Raw genomic sequence first — 21,721 nt, 5'->3', positions numbered from 1 at the left:
CTCAAAATTAGGAGAATAATCAATGAAACAAGTATCATTTGAAGATATTTATACGCTTGGAAAAATAGTGACTGAAAATGATTTATATAGACACTTTCATTATTCTGAGATGTTAGTTAGGTATGATAGTAATTTTATAGAGTTTAAGAAATTACCAACATTATCTGAATTTAAACCAGTAGAAAAGTACCTAAGAGAATATCATCAGAAAAACGGTCAAAAACATGTTAAGTTTTATTTTCCTGCTAATCAAAAACCAACAGCAGAACTTAATGCTTACCTGACGGATAAAGGCTATGAGATTGGTTTTATAGAATTATTTGCTATTCTACCAAAAGACTTTCCAGCATTAATGAATAATCCCGATATACAAATTGAAGCTGTAACAGAAAAAAACTTAGAATTATACCTTACTCTCCAATATAAGCATGATTTAGAGTATGGAAGTGAGTTTGCAAAACAAAAAAAGACCTCATAAAACGTCAATTTAAAGAACTGCATATTCTGCAAATCTTGGCGTATTATAAAGGAAATCCGGCAGGCTATGTTGATATTATTATCTCAAGTAAAACGGCAGAAATAGATAACCTAGCTGTTGACGAAGAATTCCGAAACAAAGGAATTGGAAGTAGACTACAAAAATTCGCGATGGAAACATTTCCCGAAAAGACTGTAATCTTAATTGCAGATGGAGAAGACACTCCGAAAGAAATGTATAAAAAACAAAATTATCAGTATTGTGGATTTAAATATGGAGTTCAAAAAGTATACTAAGATTAGTTTTGATGATGAAATACATGTCTAGGCAGAGCTAATCTGAATTCAGGGATTAACAAGATCTCATACCAGAAAAGAGTAGTATCTACGAAAATACTACTCTTTTTCATATTGAATGTAAGGAGCGTTTAACATATATCTTTAGTGTATCAAAAAATAAAATAATGAGAGGTATTACAATGTTAATAGGTTATATTAAAGAAATTATTCGCCATCCTGTAAAATCTTTTTATGGGGAGAGTGTACAGGAAACACAAGTTATGGAATATGGTTTATACGGAGACCGAAGTCATGCATTTTTAGATACAACAAGACTAGGAAAGTTTTTAACGATCACACAGTTTCCTGAAATGGCTAGATATAAAGCAAGATTTGTTGGAGAGGAATCGCAAGAAGAGTATCCAAATGTTGAAATAATAACTCCGCAAGGAAAGGTTTTTAGCTGGAAAAATGAAGAACTCACGAAAGAAATAGAAGAAAAATCGAAGTGTAACATTTCACCGATTACGTTTACGCCGTCACACGTACCTATAGGAGCGATCGAAGAAGAACATATTCAGCTGGTAACGGATGCTTCATTAAATAAATTACAGGAAATATGGGGCAAGACCGATATTGATCACAGGCGTTTCCGACCTAATATACTAATAGATCTTAAAGAAAAAATACCGTTTATAGAAGAAAAATGGTTTAACAAACGAATGAAAATTGGAAATGAAGTTGAAATACACTTAAAAAGGCATTGCGAGAGATGTATGATTATTACAGTTGATCCTGAAAATGCCGAAAAAGATGCCACATTACTTAAAACGGTTGCAAAAGAAAGAAATAATCATTTTGGGGTTTATGCTTCTGTGACAAAAACAGGTCATATTCAAATAGGAGATGAAGTCTTACTATTAGATTAGTACTAAAAACAATATATGTAAAATTTAGATTTTTATGGTAAAAAAAGAACGATCATTCTACTTAAATGATCGTCTTTTTATGTAAACAATCTATTCGGTTAGAACATCGCATCAAATAATAACAATCCTATTCTTCTTCTTCTCCAATGTCATTTACGGTTTTCATGACCATCTTAATCATTTGGTATCCGCGGATCATTTGATTTGCGTCTTTTGGTGTGATTCCTTCTTTTTCTAACTGCTCAACTAATTTAATCCATTCATTATTCAATTCTAATCATTCCTTAAAATTATTAAAAAGTTTTCACTTTATGGTCGTCAAAAAATGTAACACATGACAAAATACAAATATAACTTTAAAGCTTTAGTATTCTATAGAACGATATGCTTCAAAATATCAGTGTTTATTGTACGATTACTATTTCTTTTGAACCATTAGCTAGCTTGTTCAAATCACTTTTAGCTTTCTCGTAGTCAGTGGTAAGATGAATGATAAAATTCATGACATGATCATATTCTCCACGTTTACGAATTTCATAGAACACTTCAGGCTTTTCATGTTTAATGATTGTCACAAATGAAACTAAACAAGTTTCTGATACTGTGCTTTTCACTCTTAGAAATTGTTTTAAAAAATTTGTGAAATAAAATGATGACTCCTTTGAATCAGGGTACCTCATTAATAATTGATTAAATTTTTTTATTGCTGCTTGTATCTCAGTATCCTTCATAATAATCCCCCCATTTAATAAATGGGTTACCAATCAATCATTATATAATCTATTCATTTTTGGCAACCCGACTGTCGTTGTCTTAAGACTTTAGACTCGTAGCTTTGCGTCCTTACCTTTCGATAAGTTTGCCTTTATCAACTATATATAGGATTTTAAAGACTTTTATCCTATATTTCAACAAAATTCTACAAAAATATTATATCTTATTTACTATATCTTACTAATATAGTTTTATGTTAAAAATGAAAGGGATAAATTGGTAAAATGGCGAATGATTTTACATGGCAGAGTGTTCATCTGCAAATGCATGATTTTTTTTGGTATCAAAGTTAAAATTACGAATTTTTATAGGGGTTTTCAGAATGAATGAGAAAGAAATTATTTCAATTGTACAACAGGATAAATGGATGATGGAGATCTTAAAATCTGTAAAATCGTTAGGCTTACCGGATTTGTGGATATGTGCTGATACACCATATTAGGAGTGATTAAATGTTTTTTATATGATTTGATCGTTATATTGGTGTTACGGGTGGCTCTTTAACTATTGATGGAGATACTAAGAGCTTTATGAATAGAGTTGGAGCAAAGATGTTTGAATGGATCTATTCTAATATGATGACCGATAAGAAAAGGGAATGGCAAATTCTTAGCAGTAATACGTTAATTAAGTGGACACTAATTAGGCTTCCATTTATAGTTGATGGCGCGGAAAAGGGATCAATAAAAGAAAATCTTTTAGATATGCCAGGTACTAGAATAACAAATCAAGATATAGCGACTTTCATCATTAACCAAGTTGCAAGTCAAGAGTATGTACAAAAATCACCCTTTATCTCAAATTAGCAATAAAACCGGTATTTTGTTTCCTTGAGAATTTAATGTCACCAAAAAGCTACTATTGAAAAGGCTAACTTTCTTATTTTTGTAAAGGTGGGCTATAAAATGAATGCTATTATTCGTTGGATTGTTTTTATTTTTCTTATTTTCATTGCTATTCAGTTGGTAAACAAAGGACTGGAATTAAGGTCCTTTGGAACAAATATTGATGGTGACGGTATTGGAATCCATTTTTGGGGATTAGAGATTAATGATAGAGTATCGGAAGAGAAGATCTCTACATACGCAGTGGGTTTCTTTATTAGCAGTATGATTATTCTACTTGCTGCATTTGTTTTACTAGGAAAAAAGATTATGAGTAAGACCTAAAACAAAGTACCTCTATTATAAAAATTCCGGAACTTACACTATAACTTTTGGACTGTTTATTCATTAACTGAATCTTCAATGGGTACTCATCCGTATAAAAGGAGAAGGGGGTATCATCTTTGTTAATGAAGATAAGGAAATTTTTTGGTGTCCTTTTGGTGATTATTTCAGTTATTTTTGGCGCTGCATCATTTGGATTAGGTTATGGAGAACCAATTTTCATAACTCTTATTATGTATCTAATGTTAGGGATCTTCCCTTAATACTTGCACTTTTATTATTTAAAGGAAGATCAGTTATTGCATTTAAGGTATCAAATTTGCGTTCTTTATTTGTAAACAAAAGAGTGCGAGTATATATATTAATCACAATTATAACCCCGATTTTACTTAATTTTGTCGATTCATTAAGTCGCAATAAGATGAAACGACTAGCAGGTTCAGAGAATGTATATTTTGCAAATATTTCAGAAGGATGGTTAGGGTATACAATCGTATTTATTTCACTCATAGTATTTATGGCATTCTCCGGAATCTTTGTGTTAGGTTGGAAGAATAGTGAAAAATCACTTAGATATACGTTTATTATTACGCTTATCTTCACCATCCTTATTTCAGTAATGATAAATGATGATTATAAAGCGATTAATAAAAATGAAATCATTATCAGTACCTTAGGAAATAAAGAAAAAATTCCATGGTCTGATGTAAAACATGCCTATTTAAAAGGCAAAATAACTAGTGATGGTTTTAAAAAATCTTCCGGCAGCAGTTTTAAATGGAAGTTTGAATTTGTTTTAAAAAATGGTGACACAGAGGAATTTGGACCATTTACTTACTTTAAGTATAATCTTAGAGACTCTTTAAATATTAAAAAACTTTTAGCTGACAAAAATATATCCTTAACGATAGATCAATTATCGGATGAGGAATGGGAATATGTTCAGATTGATATGGAATATGAAGAACAAGTAAAACCTGAAGATTTTTACTCCTTATTTCAGTACGACCCTGAATCAGGAGAGTATTACTATATTCAGTACTAGAGTATGGCTTTCAAGTTTCTAATAATAATGGTTTAGAGTATTTCTACATAATAAATTTAGATAAGTGAAGAGGAGAGGTATGTTATATGAATGAACAAGTAACTGGAAAATTTGTTGAGCGTATTGATGCTGTATTTCTTCCTGTGAGGAATCTTGAAGAATCATTATTATGGTATCAAGAAATATTTTCTTTTGATTTACGTTGGAAAAACGATAGAATGTGCGAGCTTTCAATTGCACCGAATTGTGGTTTTCATCTTGTCCAAATTTCTGACTTTCAACCAATTACGACATATACCCCATTTAATTATGTTGTAAAAGATGTTGAAGAAGTGAGGAATAGGCTAATTGAAAAGAAGGTAACTGTATCTGACATAAGAACAGGTGAGCCTAAGCGTTTTGATTTAACCGACATAAATGGAAACATGATCAGCGTTATCGAATTATAGCAAAGAACTAGAAAGGAGTTAGCTTTATAGCTGATTTCTTTTTTGTTTTATGCTTGTAGATCTCTTTTTAAATGGTTGATTCAGAAGGGAGACTCGTATATAAATTAGTTTTTGGCTGAAACTATCTTGGTAAATAAATATCTACTAAGGAGAGCTAAAGATGAAAAAAAGAGGTTTAATTGTAACGTCAGTTATTGTATTGCTGATCATTGGTACAATCACCCTTAGTAATGCAAGAAAGGATCACAATTCATCAAGCAATAATCTTAACTTAAATCCTACTATTGAACAATCAAATTACAAGCAGCTTAATACAACCACGCAAAATCAGATAAATAAAATTGATTCAGTTACATTTAATCAGAACCTTGAGCAAGAACTGAATCATAACCCCGCGATTTTAACCATTAATCACAGTCCTCGGTTACGCAGCCATTTTTATCATGATGAAGTTACGGTTAAATTTAAAGATGCTCTTTCCGCACAAGAATTGACGAAAATTAGTCATGATATTAACGGAAAGCTTCAAAGTAGTCATCATACTTCTTATATTTTTAAATCTGATTTTAAAAGTCCGTTTGATTTAGTTTCATATTTTTCTAAAAGAAACGATGTTATGTATGCTGAACCAAACTTTTTATACATGCAGAATCAGCAGCCAAATGACTTGTTATACCGAGATTATCAATATAATTTACCAATGATTCAAACTGAAGCAGGCTGGAACATCTCTACGGGAAGTGACGAAAATATCATTGCTGTTATAGATAGTGGTGTGGATTTGAACCACCCTGACCTAAGACATAGACTGGTGGAAGGCTACAACGTGTTGGATGAAAATAGTCCTCCAAATGATGATAACGGTCATGGAACACATGTTGCAGGAATTATTGCATCGGAGACAAACAATGGACTAGGTGTGGCAGGAATCACTTGGTTTAATAAAATTATGCCAATTAAAGCTATGAATGCAGAAGGATATGGAAGTTCCTTTGATATTGCAAAAGGAATTGTTTGGGCGGTTGACCATGGAGCAAATGTTATTAACATGAGCTTAGGAAATTATCAGTATTCAGATATTATGAGAGATGCTGTAGCCTATGCGTTCGAAAAAGATGTGATGATTGTAGCTGCAACAGGAAATGACCATACAGATCAAACGGCTTTTCCAGCTGCTTATCCTGAAGTTTTTAGTGTATCAGCAGTGAATAATATCGGGAATTTTGCCGAGTTTTCAAACTTTGGAACGTATGTTGATGTTGTTGCTCCAGGTGTAAATATTCCTAGTACATATATCGGTCATCAATATGCTGCTCTTTCAGGAACATCAATGGCTGCTCCACATGTAAGTGCATTAGCAGGCTTAATTCGTTCCGCAAATCCTACCCTTACAAATGAGCAAGTTATGACCGTTATAAGAAAGACAACAACTGACCTTGGACAACCTGGTAAGGATATTCTTTATGGTGACGGCTTAATTAATGTAGAAGCTGCGCTTAAACAAGCAAAAGAATAATAAATAAAACATAATGTTTAAGATAGACGAATGAATATCCTATTTTACCAGTTAATGTATTAAATGTTGAAATGAGCAAAATTTATTTTATGATGTTAAAACTGACTTACCTTAATTAATGCAGAAGCGCCATTCTTAACAGAAGGCGCTTTTTGATTGAAAACAGGCAAGGATTGTTATGTTGAGGAAGTCGTATTTACTAACAGTTAAAAATCTGCTCAAATATGTAATTGATATAAATTTTTGTCGAAATTATGGTATAATTTAACATTGTAAATAACTGGGTGATTATTTAGGGAACTAGAATACTAGAAATAAAAGGTTGGGTTCAAATTGAAAAAGGAAAAAACAATTTCTGAAGAAAATAGAAAGTTAAAAAGGTCCAGATATATAAGAACGAACATTTTCTTTTTTGTTATTTTTATGATGTTCGTCGCATTAATTGTTCGACTTGGAGTGGTACAGATCGTACAAGGAGAGACCTTTTCAAAAGAGGTATCACGTACTGAATCTGACTATGCAAATTTACCAGCTCCCCGTGGAAAAATGTATGATCGACATAATCGAATTGTCGTGGATAATAAAAGTGTACCAGCTATTACGTATACAGTGGACAAAACAACAAAAACGTCTGACAAACTCTCAACTGCTATCAATTTATCAAACTATATTCATTATGACTCTGATTTCTTAAAGAAAGAGCTTAAAGAGCGTGATATACGTGATTACTGGTTAGCTTCTCACCCTAAAGAGGCAAAAAAACTACTAAAAAAAGAAGAGCTGGAATTAGAACCATCCCAAACTTACAAATTACAAGTTGATCGTGTGCCTAAAAAGGAAATCAAAGCGATCGAAGAAAACTTGGATGAACAAGAACTCGCATATATATACACTCGTTTCTCGTCTGGATATCAATATGTACCACAGGTTGTTAAGTCTTTGAATTTAACAGATAAGGAATTAGCTACAGTGGCTGAGCACTTGGAAGAATTACCAGGGGTAGATGTGATTACAGATTGGGACCGTGCGTATCCCTATGAATCTTTGAAAACAATCTTTGGTAAAGTAACCTCACCAGAAGAAGGTATTTTACAATCCCGTGAAGATTATTACAATGCACGAGATTATGCTAGAAACGAGCGTGTTGGAAAAAGTTATCTTGAATATCAATACGAAGATTATCTGAATTCTAAAAAAGCAAAAATTGAGTACATATCAGATAAAAATGGAAACGTTATTTCAGAAAAAGTTGTAAAAGAAGGAAGTAGAGGTTATGATTTAAAGCTATCTTTTGATATTGAACTTCAGCAGAAGGTAGAAGAAATACTAGAAGAAGAGTTACGTGCTGCTAGAAGATACTCTGCAAATTTCTTAATGGATAGAGCCTTTGTTGTTATGATGGATCCTTATCAGGGAGATGTTTTAGCGATGGCTGGAAAACAAATTGATCCTAAAAAAACTGGAGAGATGCTGGACTTTGCATACGGAACATTCTCTACACAATATGAGGCTGGCTCAATAGTAAAAGGAGCAACAGTTTTAGCCGGATATCAAGATGGAATGTCTCACGGAAGAGGATATTTTGATAAAACTTTATACTTTAAAGGAACTCCACCTAAAGGATCTTATAGTCAGCTAAACTATGTAAATGATTTAGATGCCTTAAGACGCTCATCAAATGTCTACATGTTTTATGTTGCAATGAGAATAGCAGATATAACTTATGTAGAAAATGGTCCATTCAATGCTTCTAATGAAGATTTTCAAAAACTAAGAAACTATTTTGCTCAGTTCGGCTTAGGGGTGTCAACAGAAATTGATTTACCACAAGAATCATCAGGTCTTATAAATAATCCTGATAATGCAGGTAAACTTCTCGATATTGCAATAGGACAATTTGACACGTATACACCCCTACAGTTGGCACAATATGTTTCTGTAATTGCCAATGGTGGTTACCGTGTACAACCAAGAATCGTTACAAGTATTCACAGTCCTATAGAAGAAGAAGGATTAGGACCGGTGGCAATAGATAGGGATCCGGAAATTTTAAATAAAGTAAATAACTCAGAGGAAGACATTAACCGTGTTCAAAGAGGATTTAAACTAGTTGTAACTTCAGGTACGGCTAAGAACATGTTTGATTATGATGTTGCTGGAAAAACAGGAACATCTCAAACGCTTTACTATGGTCCTAAGCGAGCTTATTGGGGACGAAAAACGAATAACCTAAATTTTGTTGGTTACTATCCATCTAAAAAACCAGAAATTGCATTTAGTGTTGTAGTGCCATGGGCAGGTACGGAGAAATATCCAGTTAACAAAAAGATTGCAAATCGTATCGTAGGTGCTTATGTAGACCTGCAAAAGAAATATGCAAATGAGGTGAAATAGTTTAAAGACAAGGTGAGAGAAAAATTGGTCAACCAGTATATTCTTTTGAAATGATATTCATTTTTCACCATTTCGCTAAAAAGGGGTGTAGTTCTTTGGTATACCCTGTAAAATATATAAAAAGCATTCGTGAGGTTTAAAGTGATCGTAAAGCATAAACATTCAAAATCAGTTATGATCGTTATTCATGAAATTTATGGGATAAATGACCATATAAAGGGAGTATGTGAATCCTTCTTTCAGCATGGGTATGATGTGATTTGTCCTAATTTAATCGAACAAGAGAAGCCTTTTACATATTTGGAAGAAAAATATTGCTTATCGTCATTTTATAAACAACATTGGCTTTGATAAAGCTACAGAAATGATACATTCTTTACTCTCGGAAGTTAAGGACAATTATTCAAAAGTTTTCATTGTCGGTTTTAGCGTTGGAGCAACTATTGCATGGTTGTGCAGTAATCATGAATCTATTAACGGAGTTGTTGGATATTATGGTTCGCGTATTAGAGACTACTTAGACCTTGTGCCGCCTTGTCCTACATTATTATTTTTCCCTCAAGAAGAGAAATCATTTGATGTGGATTCATTGATAACAATATTAGAAGGAAAGAGTATAAACACATATAAGTTTAATGGTTTACATGGATTTAGCAACCCGTTTTCATCAAATTACCATTTGGAATCCTCAAGAAAAGCGTATGCTATCATGAATGAATTTCTGAAAAATCATTAGAAAAAATCAGGTGTATAAACGTCCGCTGACGTTCAATGAAGGGGGAGTGAAAGATGATAATCGAATTTCTTGGAACTGGTGGTGCAATCACAATACCAAGACCATTATGCAATTGTCATGTTTGTTCAGAAGCTAGAGATAAAGGAGTGCCTTATAGCAGGATGGGGCCGAGTATATTTGTTCATGGTCCTAATCTATTAATTGATACTCCTGAAGATATTTATCATCAAATAAATCGCTCAACAATCAATGAAATTAATGGAATTATTTATTCACATTGGCATCCAGATCACGTAATGGGAAGGAGAATTATTGAATCCTTGAGTGCAGATTGGATAAATGATCCTCCTCAGCATAAAAAAATTGATATCTACCTTCCAGATCAGGTGGATAAAGATTTCAAAACATTTCTTGGTAGTGGAGACCATTTAAACTTCTTTGAATATCAAGGATTTGCGGATTTAAAGAGATTAAAAGATGGTGAAAGTTTTACGCTAAATGGGACAAAAATTTCTCCATTTCGTTTGGCAGAAGATTATGTATATGCGCTTATCCTTGAAAGTGAAAATAAAAAAGTCCTTATTGCTATGGATGAATTAAATAATTGGAAACCATATGAAGAGGTAATAGACCTTGATCTTGCCATTTTACCAGTGGGGATATTTGAATTTCATCCGTTAACTGGTGAAAGGCTAATGCCTGAGGATCATCCTGTTTTTAAGGAAGAAGCAACTTTTACAGAGACGTTAGAAATAGTTAAGATTCTTAATGCGAAAAAGGTGTTATTAACACATATTGAGGAGCCTAATGGATTAAGTTTTCATGATTTTAAAGAATTAGAAGTGAAATTACAAGATTCTGGTATAAATGTTGAGTTTGCACATGATACTCAAATAATTAAAGTATAGAGCCTAGATAAACTTAGCTCGACCGGGATATCTCTAGTCGTGGAGGAAATCATTATGAGTCAAAACGAAAACGAAAACGAAAACGAAAAAATCCTAGCCGGAGGAAATGTCTCGAGCGTATACCGTTCCGGAAATACGGTTCGACGTGAGATGAAGCCAGAGAGCACTAGAATTCACAAACTATTAAAGCATTTAGAAAACAAAGGTTTCAATTACTCACCAAAGTTTTTAGGAATTGATGGAAAAGGAAGAGAGACTTTATCATTTATTGAAGGAGAAGCAGGCAATTATCCTTTAAAACGTTATATGTGGTCTGATGATGTACTATCAGATATTGCGAGAATGCTTCGACTTTATCATGATTCCGTTGCTGATTTTCCTATTGAAGAAAGCTGGCAGCCAATAGATAACACACCTGAACCACTTGAGGTCATGTGTCATAATGATTTTGCAATATATAACATTGTTTTCAATCATAAAAAACCAGTTGGTATCATTGACTTTGATGTTGCAGCTCCTGGCCCTAGACTTTGGGATATCGCTTATACACTTTATACTTGTATTCCATTAAGCAGGGTGTATCAAGCTGAAGCAGGAGAGCTAGTTCATTATCAAACGTCACAGCATGCCGATCGGATCAAACAAAGAGTTACATTGTTTTTTGAATCCTACGGTGAAGCTATTGAAGAAGGATATTTAGACATGGTCTTGCTTCGATTAGAGGGATTATGTAACTACATGAAAAGAAAAGCAAGCGAAGGTGACACCGTTTTTCAAAAGATGATTGATGAAGGACATCTAGATCATTATGAAAAGGATATTGAATTTATTCGTCAATATGGGGCGGAATGGGTGTGAAACATGTTTTATGAATAATATTTTTTTGGAGGAAAATGAATGATTACATTAATAGTGTATGTGATCCCATTAATAGTTCTAGTAACTGGATTAACAGTGTATTTCACTGGTCGTTCGAAAAATAATTCCTTACTAAGTGGAATAGGCATTGGCGTTATTGTGTCTTTACTTATTCTTGAGACCCCAGATATGATTCAAGGGTTTATTGATGGATTTAGCAATGGATTGGTAGATTGAATTCTTCAAATATTTAAAATGGACCTATTATAACGGTCCATTTTTTAGTGGGATGAACGACAAAAGTGACAGGAAAAGAGCGAGAAGTGTCGTTCATAAGTGCGATGAACGACAAAATTACCTGATAAGACCATATATTGTCGTTCATAAACAAATAATTACAACTTATTTAGAGGTCCCCTTATTTAATCTCTTAAAAATATAGGAAATAAATCTCGCCGCTAGAAATAGCAATAAGTACAAAAGAAATAAGTGAATGAAATTCACGTTTTGATACATTCTAAAAAATCCTGTTTGCACCATTATAGGCTTAATTACAAAAGCAAATAGTCCTGAAACTAAAACAGAGTATAGATAGAATTTAGTTCTATTTTTCAATGTTAATTGATAGACGAACATGTAACAAACCGGCACTAAAGAGGTATCGATTGAAAGACTTGGTAAGGATGGTATGATTTGATAAGGATAATTCCAAAAACCCATATTAATTCCAAGTAAATCACCCAGACTAATGAGAATGTGAATACTGTAGCCGTAAAAGCCGATCTCAAACGCTTTATTCCGGTCAATTTTAAAGTATGTTACTACTAAAGGAAGGATAAATAACACTAATAGCAACCAAAATTGCCATGAAGATGGTCCAGAGTATTCTGCCCAATAGCTATTAAGAAGTTCAATACTGTGTTTTCGTTCATTTACGATTTTGTCAAATTCGCTAATTCTACTCATGACTTTACCTCCAAGAGGACTTTAGAGCTTAGTATAACCCCAGTTTACTATTTATATGAAAGCATTTTTTCTTTCTACAAACGACCGAATTTCCTCCTAACTAGAGTAATCAAAACCAATAAAAGTGGCAAAAATACCCCAATTGTAAAATCAAAAAAAGGCCAAATTGAGCTCATTTCATTTATGTAGACAATGTTTGGTGCAATACTGATCGAAAGAACAATTAAAATCATGCCGAGTGGATAGACAACCGGGCGATAATCCTTAAGATTTAACACTTGAGCTAATCCTTGACATGTAAAATAAAAGTAAATTGTAATTCTAAAAAGATTGTTATAAACCAGATTCCAGCCAATACAACTTCCACTCTTGAAAAAAAATCACCAACATTAATTTTTTTAGCTAATAAAAAGCCGGGATACATCTGTCTAGAAGTTTGCTCATGACCTAGGACAAGAATTGTAATCGTTGTGAACAGAACTAAAACAATTCCTCCAATAAAAGCCCCAAAAAAAGACTTCTTTTCACTTTGCTTGATTTATTCACATGCGGAAAAATCATCATAAATAAAACAAGTTCAACAAATGGGTATGTAATGAAAAGTAAAGAAGCACGAACAATTGGTTTAAAACCACCTTCAAAAACCGGCTGAACATTTTCAATATCTACATTTGGAAGTAAAGAGATCACAAGGACGAAGAATAACAAAAACACGTATGGATACAAAATTTCAACACAACGTGCAAAAGTTTCCAAGTCGAGTTGCCATAATGACAATGATCACAAATAGGATATGGATGGCCTCAATAGGGGTGTCAGGTAACATTTCTGTTGTTAAGAAATCACCAACTTCTCTTAAAGCAACCGCTGCATATATAAATGAATAAGATAAATACATGATAGATACTAAGCTACCTAAAAACTTCCCCATCACCTTTTTGTTAGATTCAATAATCGTTAAGTCGGGATAAAGTCTACTAACAAGAAAAATCAGCCAAACAAAAAACATACCAATAACCAAACTGAAAATAGCTGCTAACCATGCGTCCTTTTTCGCTTCGTACGCAATCATAGAGGGCAAAATTAAAATGGCATCTCCGATTACATAAATAATAACTAAAACCGTAAATTGGTGAACACTAATTTGTTGACTTCTAAAATTCATTACCTGCTCCTTAACGATATTTTCTTGATGTAGAGGAATTAGTGAATAAAATTATCATTCCCGCTATATGAAACTTTCATGCTATGTAAGATTGTAAGGGTAGATAGAGTTTGAAACTGTATCCCGGAGAATAATCTAACTATTAATAGAAAATAATAAAATGACATATAGAAAATATTGGTCGTAAAGAATAAAAGAATTAGGTGAAAATGATGGCGTTTTTTCAACGTTTCTTCAAAAAGAAAGAACAAAATTTTAATCAGGATCAACATAAGGAAGAACAGCAAAAGACCTCACTATATGCCTCGTTGGAGCACAATATAAAGATAATAAAAGAAAAGATAGGGAAAAGTGATGATGTTGTTATTAGGAACATGAAAATAGGGCGAGGTGGAGATATACAATCAGGAATTATCTATACAGATGGACTTGTAGATACTAAGGAAGTAAATGACTTTATTTTAGAATCTTTAATGTTTGATTTTAATCAAGATGATGTCAAATCTTCCAACACTGATTTGCTGAGTATTTTAAAAGAATCAGCTGTTGCAGCTGGAGACATTCATGATCTTCATGATTATGAGACGCTTTTTGCTTCTCTATTTTCTGGACATGTTATTATTCTCATCGATGGATTTTCAAGAGGCTTTACTGTTGGAATGAGTGGTGGGAATGATAGGAGTGTAGCAGAACCTAGTCAAGAATCGGTTATAAGAGGGCCAAAGGAGGCCTTTACGGAAAATCTACGAACTAATACTGCATTGATTCGTCGTAAGATTAATAGCCCGGATCTTTGGGTAGAGTCAAGAAAAGTTGGAAAAGTAACTCAAACACAAGTGTCGCTTATGTTTATTAAAGGAATTGTAAACGAAAAAGTGTTAAAAGAGGTACGGGAACGCCTTAATCGAATAAACATTGATGCTATTCTTGAAAGTAATTATATTGAGGAATTGATACAAGATAAAACCTTTTCTCCATTTCCAACGATGTATAACACGGAAAGACCTGATGTAATTGCAGCCGGACTATTGGAGGGTCGTGTAGCAATTATAGTAAGTGGAACACCTTTTGTCCTTTTGGTGCCTTCATTATTTATTGAGTTCTTTCATGCAGCAGAGGATCATTACCAACGTTGGGACTTTAGTACACTTATTCGTTTTCTCAGAATCATCAGTTTCTTTATTGCTTTATTAGCTCCATCGTTATTTATTGCCATTACAACTTATCATCAAGAAATGATTCCAACACCACTTCTTATTAGTTTAGCTGCACAAAGAGAGGGAGTTCCATTTCCTGCTTTTATTGAAGCATTGTTAATGGAAGTTACGTTTGAAATACTCCGAGAAGGTGGCATAAGGATGCCGAAGTCAGTTGGACAGGCTATTTCAATTGTAGGTACGTTAGTAATCGGAACAGCTGCTGTCGAAGCAGGATTTATTTCAGCTGCAATGGTTATTATTGTAGCAATAACAGCAATAGCTAGTTTTGTTGTTCCTGCCCATAATATGAGTATTTCCATTAGAATGATTCGCTTTATTATTATGGGGCTTGCTGCATCTTTTGGATTGTTTGGGATAACAGTGGCATTTATTGCACTTATTTTACATTTATGTAGCTTGCGATCATTCGGAATTCCATATATGAGTCCTTTTGGACCATTCATTCTTAAAGATCAACAAGATTCATTGCTTAGATTTCCACATTGGGGATTAAATACACGCCCTCGTTTAATTAATCAGCAAAATATAAAACGCGATCAAAGTCCTTCTCCAAAACCACCAGATAAATAATAAGAAATTGGGGATTATTCTATGACAAAAAAATCAATTGTACTCGTTATAATAAGTTTTTTTTTATTGTTTACCTCAGGGTGCTGGAATCGTCGTGAATTAAATGAACTTGCCATAAGTGTTGGTGAGGGGATAGACAATGATAAAGAAGGAAAATACAAGATATCAACTCAAATTGTCATTCCAGCTGGTGTTGCGTCAAAAACAGGTAATGCACCTAGTGATTTACCTGTAAGACTGTTTACAGGAACTGAGGATTCTATTTTTGAAGCAATGCGGGAAATCACAACAAAAAGTTCTCTAGACCAATTTATCATTCGCATCTTCGCATTCTCGTAATTGGAGAATCACTTGCAAAAGAAGGGATAGGAGAGGTTCTTGATATGTTTTTAGGGATCATGAATACCGCACCGATTTTTACATTGTTATTGCTAAAAACACTACTGCTGAGAATATCTTATCAATTTTAACATCAATTGAAAAAATACCAGCAAATAATATGGTCTCTTCTCTCGAAACTTCAGAAAAAACATGGGCACCTTCAACTGCTGTTACGTTAGATGAACTTATACAAGTTTTGGTAACTGAAGGAAAAAATCCTGTTTTAACAGGAATAGAAATAATAGGAGATCCAAAAAGCGGTCATACTCAACAAAACCTTGAAACGATCGATCCAACTGCTTATCTTAAATATTCAGGATTGGCTGTAATTAAGAATGATAAAATGGTCGGTTGGTTAAATCAAGAAGAAAGCAAAGGATATAACTTCATTATGGATAACGTAAAAAATACAGTATCAGATGTGACATGTCCAAAAGAAGGGAAATTTAATTTTGAGATCATACGTTCAAAAACAGAAGTAAAAGCGATGCTAGAAAATGAAACACCAAAGATCGAAATCTCAATTAAATCCGAAGGAAATGTTGGAGAAGTAAAGTGTGATATTGATTTAACAAAACAACAAACAATTACCGAATTAGAAAAAGCAATTGAAAAGGATTTTATCAATCTAGTTGAAACGGCGATTAAAAAAGTTAAAGAAGACTACAGTACGGATATTTTTGGATTCGGTGATGCTGTTCATCGTGCCGATGCAAAAGCTTGGAAGACATTAAAAAGTGATTGGAATGAAAAACACTTTTCTGACCTTGAAGTTAGTGTAAAAGCAGATGTTAAAATTCGTAGATTAGGTAAAATTACTAATTCGTTTATAAACGAAATAAAGGAGTAATCATTGTGTGGAAGATCATTGGAATTATTTTTGCAGGACTTATCATAACCATACTTGAAGTACCAAGACTTGTTAAAAATCAAGAAAAAAAGAGCTCTTGGTATTCACGACATTACTTGTGATAGGAGTAGGTTTAAGTGTAGCAAAGGCATTAAACTTACCTATTCCTAACCCTTTAGATGCACTGATCTTCATTTACACACCAATAAGTGAGGCAGTTATGTCTTTATTAAGTTAGCTTTTTAAAATCCAATACTAGTACTGCAAAGAAGGGATGTTACATAAAAACGTATAAAATCAGTTCAAAACAATTGTTTGTTCTTATTTTCCTATTTGAAGTTGGAAGTTCAATCGTTGTAGGTTTAGGGTTTAAGGCGAAGCAAGATGCATGGTTAGCAATATTAATAGCATTAATTGGGGGAATTCTTCTTTACTTTCTCTATTATACTTTATTTAAACAGTATCCAACTAAAACATTAGTAGAATATTTAGAGGATCTGTTAGGAAAGTATATTGGAAAAGTCGTTGCGATCATTTATTGTTTGTATTTCTTTTACCTGGCAGGAAGGGTGTTACGTGATTTTGGGGACTTAATCATTACAACAACGCTTGATAATACTCCGTTAATGATCGTTAATATGATCGTTGTCCTATTAGTCATGTATAGCAATCACTTGGGATTAGAGGTCATTGCGAGAACTGGAAGTATATTTTTCATCATCTTAATGACCTTGGCATCATTATTTTTCGTTGTTGCTTTTATAGATCAATTACCGAAATACGAAAATCTTCTTCCGGTACTAGAAAAAGGCTGGACCCCGGTTTTAAAAGCTGCATTTCCGTTAACTTTAACGTTTCCATTTGGAGAAATGATCGTTTTTACTATGATCTTTCCATTTTTAAATCGTCAAGATCAGGTACTCAAAGTAGGCTTAAATGCTTTAATATTCAGTGGTGTCTTACTTATGGTTACAATGACAGTGATTCTAAGTATTTTAGGTCCTACTATAGGAAGCACAACACAATTTCCGCTAATGGAGGCTATAGAAAAGGTAAATATAGCCAATTTTATACAACGGTTAGATCCTGTAGCTCTAGGTATTCTTATCATCGGAATCTTTTTTAAGATAACCATTTTTTATTTCGCTGCTTTATTTGGTTTTGAAAAATTATTTAAAATAAAAAAACAAAAACGAAAATATTTATTATTGATTACAGGACCTGCTCTTCTCGTCAGCTCTATTTATATGGCTCAAGGACTTACTCAACATCTAAAGATCGGACTAGAAATTGTTCCTTATTATGTACACTTACCACTTCAAGTATATATGCCTTTGTTACTTATCTTTATATGTTTAATCAAAAACAGACTGAAACCTAAAAGAACATGATAATCTGAATTATATCAGAGCTTAATCATGTTCTTTTAGGTATTTAAATGAGACTTCTTAATTGAATATGTACGTCTCCTTTATAATAAACTCCAGCTTTGCCTCGCCACTTACTAAATGACAAATATTAAATCGTCTATTTTCGCTAAGGTTATTTCATATGTTTTTGGATGTTGAACTTCACAAAGTCCGTTACCATGATCGTAAAAAAAGAAATATATTTCACTTTTATAAATTACTTTCGATCCTAATTTCATTGTATCTTCCTATAAAATTGTGACATGGATTAGTGATTTGATGTTAGGTACATTTATTTCTCCGTTTTTAACTTGGTAGGTTTAAGTCTTTATCAAAAAATGGTTTCTTTGTCAATTTCTGATATGTTTTATTTACCCTGATTTTTAAACTTTTAAACATAATTTAGGTGGAACCTTCTCAAAAACCATCGTTTTTAAGAACAAATTTTTATATAGGTCATAACCTAATATGAACTTAAAATTCAGTTGAACGGGAGTGTAAGAAGTGGTAAGAGAAGAAGTGCAACAGCTCATTAATAATCTAATTCAGATTGAACACATTTCTACGACTTTATATTTAGCTATGTCGGCATATTTGGATCGAAAGAACTATACGGGTATGGCAAAATGGTTAAGATTACAATCTGATGAAGAACGTACACATTTGTTGATTTTAATCGATTACTTATCTGGAAAAGATGGAGTAGTAAAATTGACTGAAGTACCAGCTCAGCCTACTAATTTTGGGACACCTTTAGAGACCTTCCAAAGAGTTCTTGAACATGAGCAATATGTTACAAACTCATATAGACAAGCGTATGATTATGTTAAACAAATTGATCCTCAAACAACAGTAATTGTTCAAGATTTTTTAAGAGAACAAATTGATGAAGAAGCACAATCATTAACCATTGTTGAACGTTTGAAATTAGCAGAAAATAATCCATCTGCCCTATTGATAATAGATCAAGAGCTTGGTCAAAGGCAAAATGGTCCCATAGCAGCGGGGTAATGTTATTTATATTAACTAAGGAGTTGTCATGGTGACAACTCCTTTTTGTTAGTTAAATATAGTCATATTATATAAAACATGGATTAAATTTAAACAAATTATCTATTAAAGTAGAATTGAGAATAAGGAGATCCTGGATACATCATAGTGGGGAATGAGTTGTTATAGTAATAGGGATTATTATGATTGCTATAGTGTTGCGAATGAAGGCTCGGATTATTATGGTGATTATAAAGAGTATGACCGTTATAGGTTGCAGTACATGCTCCTGGTACACCTGGATGAGCTCCTGTTGTGATATTTTGATACATAAATGACACCTCCTTTAAAGCTTTCTTATGAAAACTTAAAAAATCTCTCATAATGAAAGGTTGCATTTAAGCTGTTATAACCTATGCAAACTAGCTGCTAATCGTATGGACTAAAATGTAAGTTAGGCGTGAATAAAACGATAATTAAGGGATTATTTTCCTAAAAGTTAAACTATATATTCCAAAAATCGCTCGCTATATGTTAACCTTTATTTAATATCAGTTAACATATGGGGGGGTATGGATGACAAATCACTTTTGGGTTGTGGGGACTGATACAGAAGTTGGAAAAACAGTTGTAACTACTTATTTGTTACGATATTTTCAAGAAAAGGGGGAAACACTTGCTTACAAGCCTGTTCAAACAGGCCTCGTTCAGGAAGAATCTCGGTCATATTATGCTGACACTGAATTCTATCAAACTCACAGCAGGGTTCCCTAGTAAAAGAACATTTAAATACCTATTCTTTTAAAGAGCCGGCTTCTCCTCATTATGCAGCGAGGCTTGAGAATGCAGTGATTGATGAACGTGTGATATTGCAACAAATTGATAAATTGAAAGCTATTTATCAGTATATTATTTGTGAAGGAGCAGGCGGATTATATGTTCCACTAAATGAAGACTTTCATTTTCTAAAACTAATCGAACAATCGCGGTTACCTGTTATATTAGTTGCGAGAAGCTCGCTAGGCACGATCAATCATACGTTACTTTCTATCGAGGCACTTACTAATAGAAACATTCAAATTAGAGGAATCATCTTTAACAGGTTTACTAACACCAAGCTTGAGATTGAGAATATCCGAACGATTAATAAAATGACGAGTATACCGTCAATGATTATTCCGCAATTAAAAAATCTTGCTGACCTTAAAGAATTAGAAATGAACAATATCGATGAATTATTCGAAAGGGTGGGTAGCCTATGAATCTTTCAAACTTACAAAAACGAGATTTAAATCATGTTTGGCACCCATGCTCACAAATGAAAGACTATGAAGAGTTTCCTCCGATTGTGATTAAAAAAGGGGAGGGAATTTATTTATATGATGAAAATGGAAAAAAGTATATGGATGCAGTTTCATCATGGTGGGTAAATTTATTCGGGCATTCTAATCAAAGAATTAGTCAGGCTTTATCGCAGCAGGCTTTTAACCTTGAACATGTTATTTTTGCAAACTTTACGCATGAACCTGCTATTTTACTTGCTGAAAAATTAGTGGCATACACACCAAAAGGCTTGAACAAAGTCTTTTTCGCTGATAACGGTTCATCAGCAATTGAAGTAGCATTAAAAATGAGTTTTCAGTATCATATGCAAAAAAATAAACCAAATAAAAAACGATTCCTTTCCTTAACAGATGCCTATCATGGAGAAACACTTGGAGCACTTTCGGTAGGCGGGGTGGGCTTGTATAATGAAGTCTTTCAACCTCTTTTACTCAACACAGTCAGAGCACAAGGACCGGATTGTTATCGATGTCCATTTAATCAAACACCAAACCATTGTGACACGCCATGTATCTCGTTTGTTGAAGAGCAGCTAGAGAAACATGCTGAAGAAATTACAGCGATTATTATTGAGCCTTTAATTCAAGCAGCTGCAGGAATGAAAATGTATCCACCTTCTTATTTAAAAAGATTAAAAGAGCTATGTTTACAATATGATGTTCATTTAATTGCTGATGAAGTAGCAGTTGGATTTGGTCGAACTGGAACTTTGTTTGCTTGTGAACAAGCTGGTATTACACCTGATTTCATGTGTTTATCAAAGGGTTTAACTGGTGGATATTTACCATTATCTGTTGTTATGACCACAGATAATGTGTACGAGGCTTTTTATGATGATTACGCAAGTATGAAAGCATTTTTACATTCTCACAGCTATACCGGAAATCCATTAGCCTGCAGTGTAGCCCTTGAAGTTTTAAACATCTTTGAAGAAGAAAATATCATTAAGGAAAACCATGTAAAGAGTACCTATATGCGGGAAAAAGCATCTCAAGAGTTTTCAGATTTACCGTATGTTGGTGAATATAGACAAATTGGTATGGTTGGTGCTATTGAGTTAGTCAGAGATAAGGAGACAAAAGAGCCTTTTCCAAGCAAAGAACGAGTAGGGTATCAAATCTATCGAATCGCTTTAGAAAAAGGCTTGTTATTAAGACCACTTGGAAATGTTCTTTATTTCATGCCGCCGTACGTGATTAAGACAGAAGAAATAGACAAAATGATTCAACTAGCAAGTGATAGTATACAAGAGTATTTTAAAAACAGCAGCGTAATGATGAGGTGCTTTTAAA

At 33.3% G+C, this 21,721-nt stretch carries 28 protein-coding genes, 2 pseudogenes and 1 riboswitch; of the genes and pseudogenes, 23 read left to right on the top strand and 7 right to left on the bottom strand.

What is annotated here, in order from left to right:
- Positions 1–22 precede the first annotated feature (22 nt).
- The 3 genes from MVE64_RS00830 (at position 23) to MVE64_RS00820 (ending at position 1,685) form a co-directional block, all read left to right on the top strand.
- Positions 23–478, top strand: a complete 456-nt coding sequence (locus MVE64_RS00830) for a DUF5613 domain-containing protein (protein WP_247342827.1) — start codon at positions 23–25, stop codon at positions 476–478.
- A gap of 35 nt (positions 479–513) precedes the next feature.
- Positions 514–774, top strand: a complete 261-nt coding sequence (locus tag MVE64_RS00825) for a GNAT family N-acetyltransferase (protein ID WP_247342825.1) — start codon at positions 514–516, stop codon at positions 772–774.
- 182 nt (positions 775–956) lie between these two features.
- The gene (locus MVE64_RS00820) at positions 957–1,685 is read left to right on the top strand and encodes an MOSC domain-containing protein (RefSeq protein WP_247342822.1); all 729 of its coding nucleotides are present in this window, start codon (positions 957–959) and stop codon (positions 1,683–1,685) included.
- Positions 1,686–1,812: 127 nt separating this feature from the next.
- Here the strand turns inward: MVE64_RS00820 and MVE64_RS00815 are convergent, their stop codons facing one another.
- Together MVE64_RS00815 and MVE64_RS00810 are read right to left on the bottom strand one after the other, a co-directional pair.
- Positions 1,813–1,956, bottom strand: a complete 144-nt coding sequence (locus MVE64_RS00815) for a hypothetical protein (RefSeq protein ID WP_247342819.1) — start codon at positions 1,954–1,956, stop codon at positions 1,813–1,815.
- A gap of 133 nt (positions 1,957–2,089) precedes the next feature.
- Entirely contained in the window at positions 2,090–2,416 is a 327-nt protein-coding gene (locus MVE64_RS00810; RefSeq protein WP_247342817.1) for a hypothetical protein, read from the bottom strand.
- Positions 2,417–2,474: 58 nt separating this feature from the next.
- Positions 2,475–2,559, bottom strand: a riboswitch (cyclic di-GMP riboswitch).
- 430 nt (positions 2,560–2,989) lie between these two features.
- On the opposite strand from MVE64_RS00810, the gene MVE64_RS00805 reads away from it, so the two are divergent.
- The 12 genes from MVE64_RS00805 (at position 2,990) to MVE64_RS00755 (ending at position 11,771) form a co-directional block, all read left to right on the top strand.
- A complete protein-coding gene (locus tag MVE64_RS00805) occupies positions 2,990–3,265 on the top strand; it encodes a Rossmann-fold NAD(P)-binding domain-containing protein (protein WP_247342814.1) in 276 nt (91 codons plus the stop codon).
- Positions 3,266–3,364: 99 nt separating this feature from the next.
- Positions 3,365–3,628: a hypothetical protein gene (locus tag MVE64_RS00800; RefSeq protein WP_247342811.1), complete on the top strand. Its 264-nt coding sequence runs from the start codon at positions 3,365–3,367 to the stop codon at positions 3,626–3,628.
- A gap of 119 nt (positions 3,629–3,747) precedes the next feature.
- Positions 3,748–3,891 carry a hypothetical protein gene (locus MVE64_RS00795; protein ID WP_247342808.1) on the top strand — a complete coding sequence of 48 codons (144 nt, stop codon included), beginning with the start codon at positions 3,748–3,750 and terminating at the stop codon, positions 3,889–3,891.
- A 158-nt stretch (positions 3,892–4,049) separates the two neighbouring features.
- Positions 4,050–4,673, top strand: a complete 624-nt coding sequence (locus MVE64_RS00790; protein ID WP_247342805.1) for a hypothetical protein — start codon at positions 4,050–4,052, stop codon at positions 4,671–4,673.
- Positions 4,674–4,759: 86 nt separating this feature from the next.
- On the top strand, positions 4,760–5,122 hold the full coding sequence (locus tag MVE64_RS00785) for a VOC family protein (protein WP_247342803.1): 363 nt from the start codon (positions 4,760–4,762) through the stop codon (positions 5,120–5,122).
- Between the two features lie 160 nt (positions 5,123–5,282).
- Positions 5,283–6,638 (top strand): S8 family peptidase, encoded by a 1,356-nt coding sequence (locus MVE64_RS00780; protein ID WP_247342800.1) that lies wholly within the window; start codon positions 5,283–5,285, stop codon positions 6,636–6,638.
- A gap of 423 nt (positions 6,639–7,061) precedes the next feature.
- Positions 7,062–9,032, top strand: coding sequence for a peptidoglycan D,D-transpeptidase FtsI family protein (locus MVE64_RS00775; protein ID WP_247346904.1), 1,971 nt, complete (start codon positions 7,062–7,064; stop codon positions 9,030–9,032).
- A gap of 141 nt (positions 9,033–9,173) precedes the next feature.
- A complete protein-coding gene (locus MVE64_RS27700; RefSeq protein WP_345740733.1) occupies positions 9,174–9,383 on the top strand; it encodes a dienelactone hydrolase family protein in 210 nt (69 codons plus the stop codon).
- A 13-nt stretch (positions 9,384–9,396) separates the two neighbouring features.
- Complete coding sequence (locus MVE64_RS27695) at positions 9,397–9,768, top strand: dienelactone hydrolase family protein (protein ID WP_345740732.1); 372 nt, start codon at positions 9,397–9,399, stop codon at positions 9,766–9,768.
- 53 nt (positions 9,769–9,821) lie between these two features.
- Entirely contained in the window at positions 9,822–10,676 is an 855-nt protein-coding gene (locus MVE64_RS00765; RefSeq protein ID WP_247342797.1) for an MBL fold metallo-hydrolase, read from the top strand.
- Between the two features lie 54 nt (positions 10,677–10,730).
- Positions 10,731–11,534 carry a phosphotransferase gene (locus MVE64_RS00760; protein WP_247342794.1) on the top strand — a complete coding sequence of 268 codons (804 nt, stop codon included), beginning with the start codon at positions 10,731–10,733 and terminating at the stop codon, positions 11,532–11,534.
- Between the two features lie 39 nt (positions 11,535–11,573).
- On the top strand, positions 11,574–11,771 hold the full coding sequence (locus tag MVE64_RS00755) for a hypothetical protein (RefSeq protein ID WP_247342791.1): 198 nt from the start codon (positions 11,574–11,576) through the stop codon (positions 11,769–11,771).
- Positions 11,772–11,936: 165 nt separating this feature from the next.
- Here the strand turns inward: MVE64_RS00755 and MVE64_RS00750 are convergent, their stop codons facing one another.
- The 4 genes and pseudogenes from MVE64_RS00750 to MVE64_RS00735 all read right to left on the bottom strand — a co-directional run bounded on the left by MVE64_RS00750 (position 11,937) and on the right by MVE64_RS00735 (position 13,665).
- Positions 11,937–12,500: a CBO0543 family protein gene (locus MVE64_RS00750; RefSeq protein WP_247342788.1), complete on the bottom strand. Its 564-nt coding sequence runs from the start codon at positions 12,498–12,500 to the stop codon at positions 11,937–11,939.
- A gap of 74 nt (positions 12,501–12,574) precedes the next feature.
- On the bottom strand, positions 12,575–12,778 hold the full coding sequence (locus MVE64_RS00745; RefSeq protein ID WP_247342786.1) for a hypothetical protein: 204 nt from the start codon (positions 12,776–12,778) through the stop codon (positions 12,575–12,577).
- A 5-nt stretch (positions 12,779–12,783) separates the two neighbouring features.
- Positions 12,784–13,214 (bottom strand): annotated as a pseudogene (locus MVE64_RS28030) (GerAB/ArcD/ProY family transporter).
- A 16-nt stretch (positions 13,215–13,230) separates the two neighbouring features.
- Positions 13,231–13,665, bottom strand: coding sequence for a GerAB/ArcD/ProY family transporter (locus tag MVE64_RS00735; protein WP_247342780.1), 435 nt, complete (start codon positions 13,663–13,665; stop codon positions 13,231–13,233).
- A gap of 212 nt (positions 13,666–13,877) precedes the next feature.
- Here MVE64_RS00735 and MVE64_RS00730 point away from each other — a divergent pair, with 212 nt between their 5' ends.
- The 5 genes and pseudogenes from MVE64_RS00730 (at position 13,878) to MVE64_RS00710 (ending at position 19,106) form a co-directional block, all read left to right on the top strand.
- Positions 13,878–15,455 (top strand): spore germination protein, encoded by a 1,578-nt coding sequence (locus tag MVE64_RS00730; RefSeq protein WP_247342778.1) that lies wholly within the window; start codon positions 13,878–13,880, stop codon positions 15,453–15,455.
- Between the two features lie 21 nt (positions 15,456–15,476).
- Positions 15,477–15,794: a Ger(x)C family spore germination protein gene (locus tag MVE64_RS00725; RefSeq protein WP_247342775.1), complete on the top strand. Its 318-nt coding sequence runs from the start codon at positions 15,477–15,479 to the stop codon at positions 15,792–15,794.
- Positions 15,764–16,686: pseudogene (locus MVE64_RS00720) on the top strand (Ger(x)C family spore germination protein). Before MVE64_RS00725 ends, MVE64_RS00720 begins: the two are co-directional and overlap by 31 nt.
- A 281-nt stretch (positions 16,687–16,967) precedes the next feature.
- Positions 16,968–18,077, top strand: a complete 1,110-nt coding sequence (locus MVE64_RS00715) for a GerAB/ArcD/ProY family transporter (protein WP_345740815.1) — start codon at positions 16,968–16,970, stop codon at positions 18,075–18,077.
- Positions 18,078–18,599: 522 nt separating this feature from the next.
- Positions 18,600–19,106 (top strand): ferritin, encoded by a 507-nt coding sequence (locus MVE64_RS00710; protein ID WP_247342770.1) that lies wholly within the window; start codon positions 18,600–18,602, stop codon positions 19,104–19,106.
- A gap of 98 nt (positions 19,107–19,204) precedes the next feature.
- On the opposite strand, the gene MVE64_RS00705 is transcribed toward MVE64_RS00710, so the two are convergent.
- Positions 19,205–19,417, bottom strand: a complete 213-nt coding sequence (locus MVE64_RS00705; RefSeq protein WP_247342768.1) for a hypothetical protein — start codon at positions 19,415–19,417, stop codon at positions 19,205–19,207.
- Positions 19,418–19,661: 244 nt separating this feature from the next.
- Here MVE64_RS00705 and bioD (MVE64_RS27275) point away from each other — a divergent pair, with 244 nt between their 5' ends.
- Genes bioD (MVE64_RS27275) through bioA form a run of 3 tightly spaced genes read left to right on the top strand, consistent with a single transcriptional unit; the run spans position 19,662 to position 21,720 of the window.
- The gene (bioD, locus tag MVE64_RS27275) at positions 19,662–19,859 is read left to right on the top strand and encodes an ATP-dependent dethiobiotin synthetase BioD (RefSeq protein ID WP_281730440.1); all 198 of its coding nucleotides are present in this window, start codon (positions 19,662–19,664) and stop codon (positions 19,857–19,859) included.
- Positions 19,829–20,347: a dethiobiotin synthase gene (gene bioD, locus MVE64_RS00700; protein WP_281730485.1), complete on the top strand. Its 519-nt coding sequence runs from the start codon at positions 19,829–19,831 to the stop codon at positions 20,345–20,347. The genes bioD (MVE64_RS27275) and bioD (MVE64_RS00700) overlap by 31 nt, the downstream gene beginning before the upstream one ends.
- Positions 20,344–21,720 carry an adenosylmethionine--8-amino-7-oxononanoate transaminase gene (gene bioA / locus MVE64_RS00695; protein ID WP_247342765.1) on the top strand — a complete coding sequence of 459 codons (1,377 nt, stop codon included), beginning with the start codon at positions 20,344–20,346 and terminating at the stop codon, positions 21,718–21,720. Before bioD (MVE64_RS00700) ends, bioA begins: the two co-directional genes overlap by 4 nt.
- Position 21,721: the final 1 nt, after the last annotated feature.

The sequence above is a fragment of the Metabacillus endolithicus genome (genome assembly GCF_023078335.1).
In the GTDB taxonomy this organism is placed as follows: domain Bacteria; phylum Bacillota; class Bacilli; order Bacillales; family Bacillaceae; genus Metabacillus; species Metabacillus endolithicus.
Note: the sequence above shows the minus strand (reverse complement) of the source record. Positions and strands in the feature narration are given on the sequence as shown.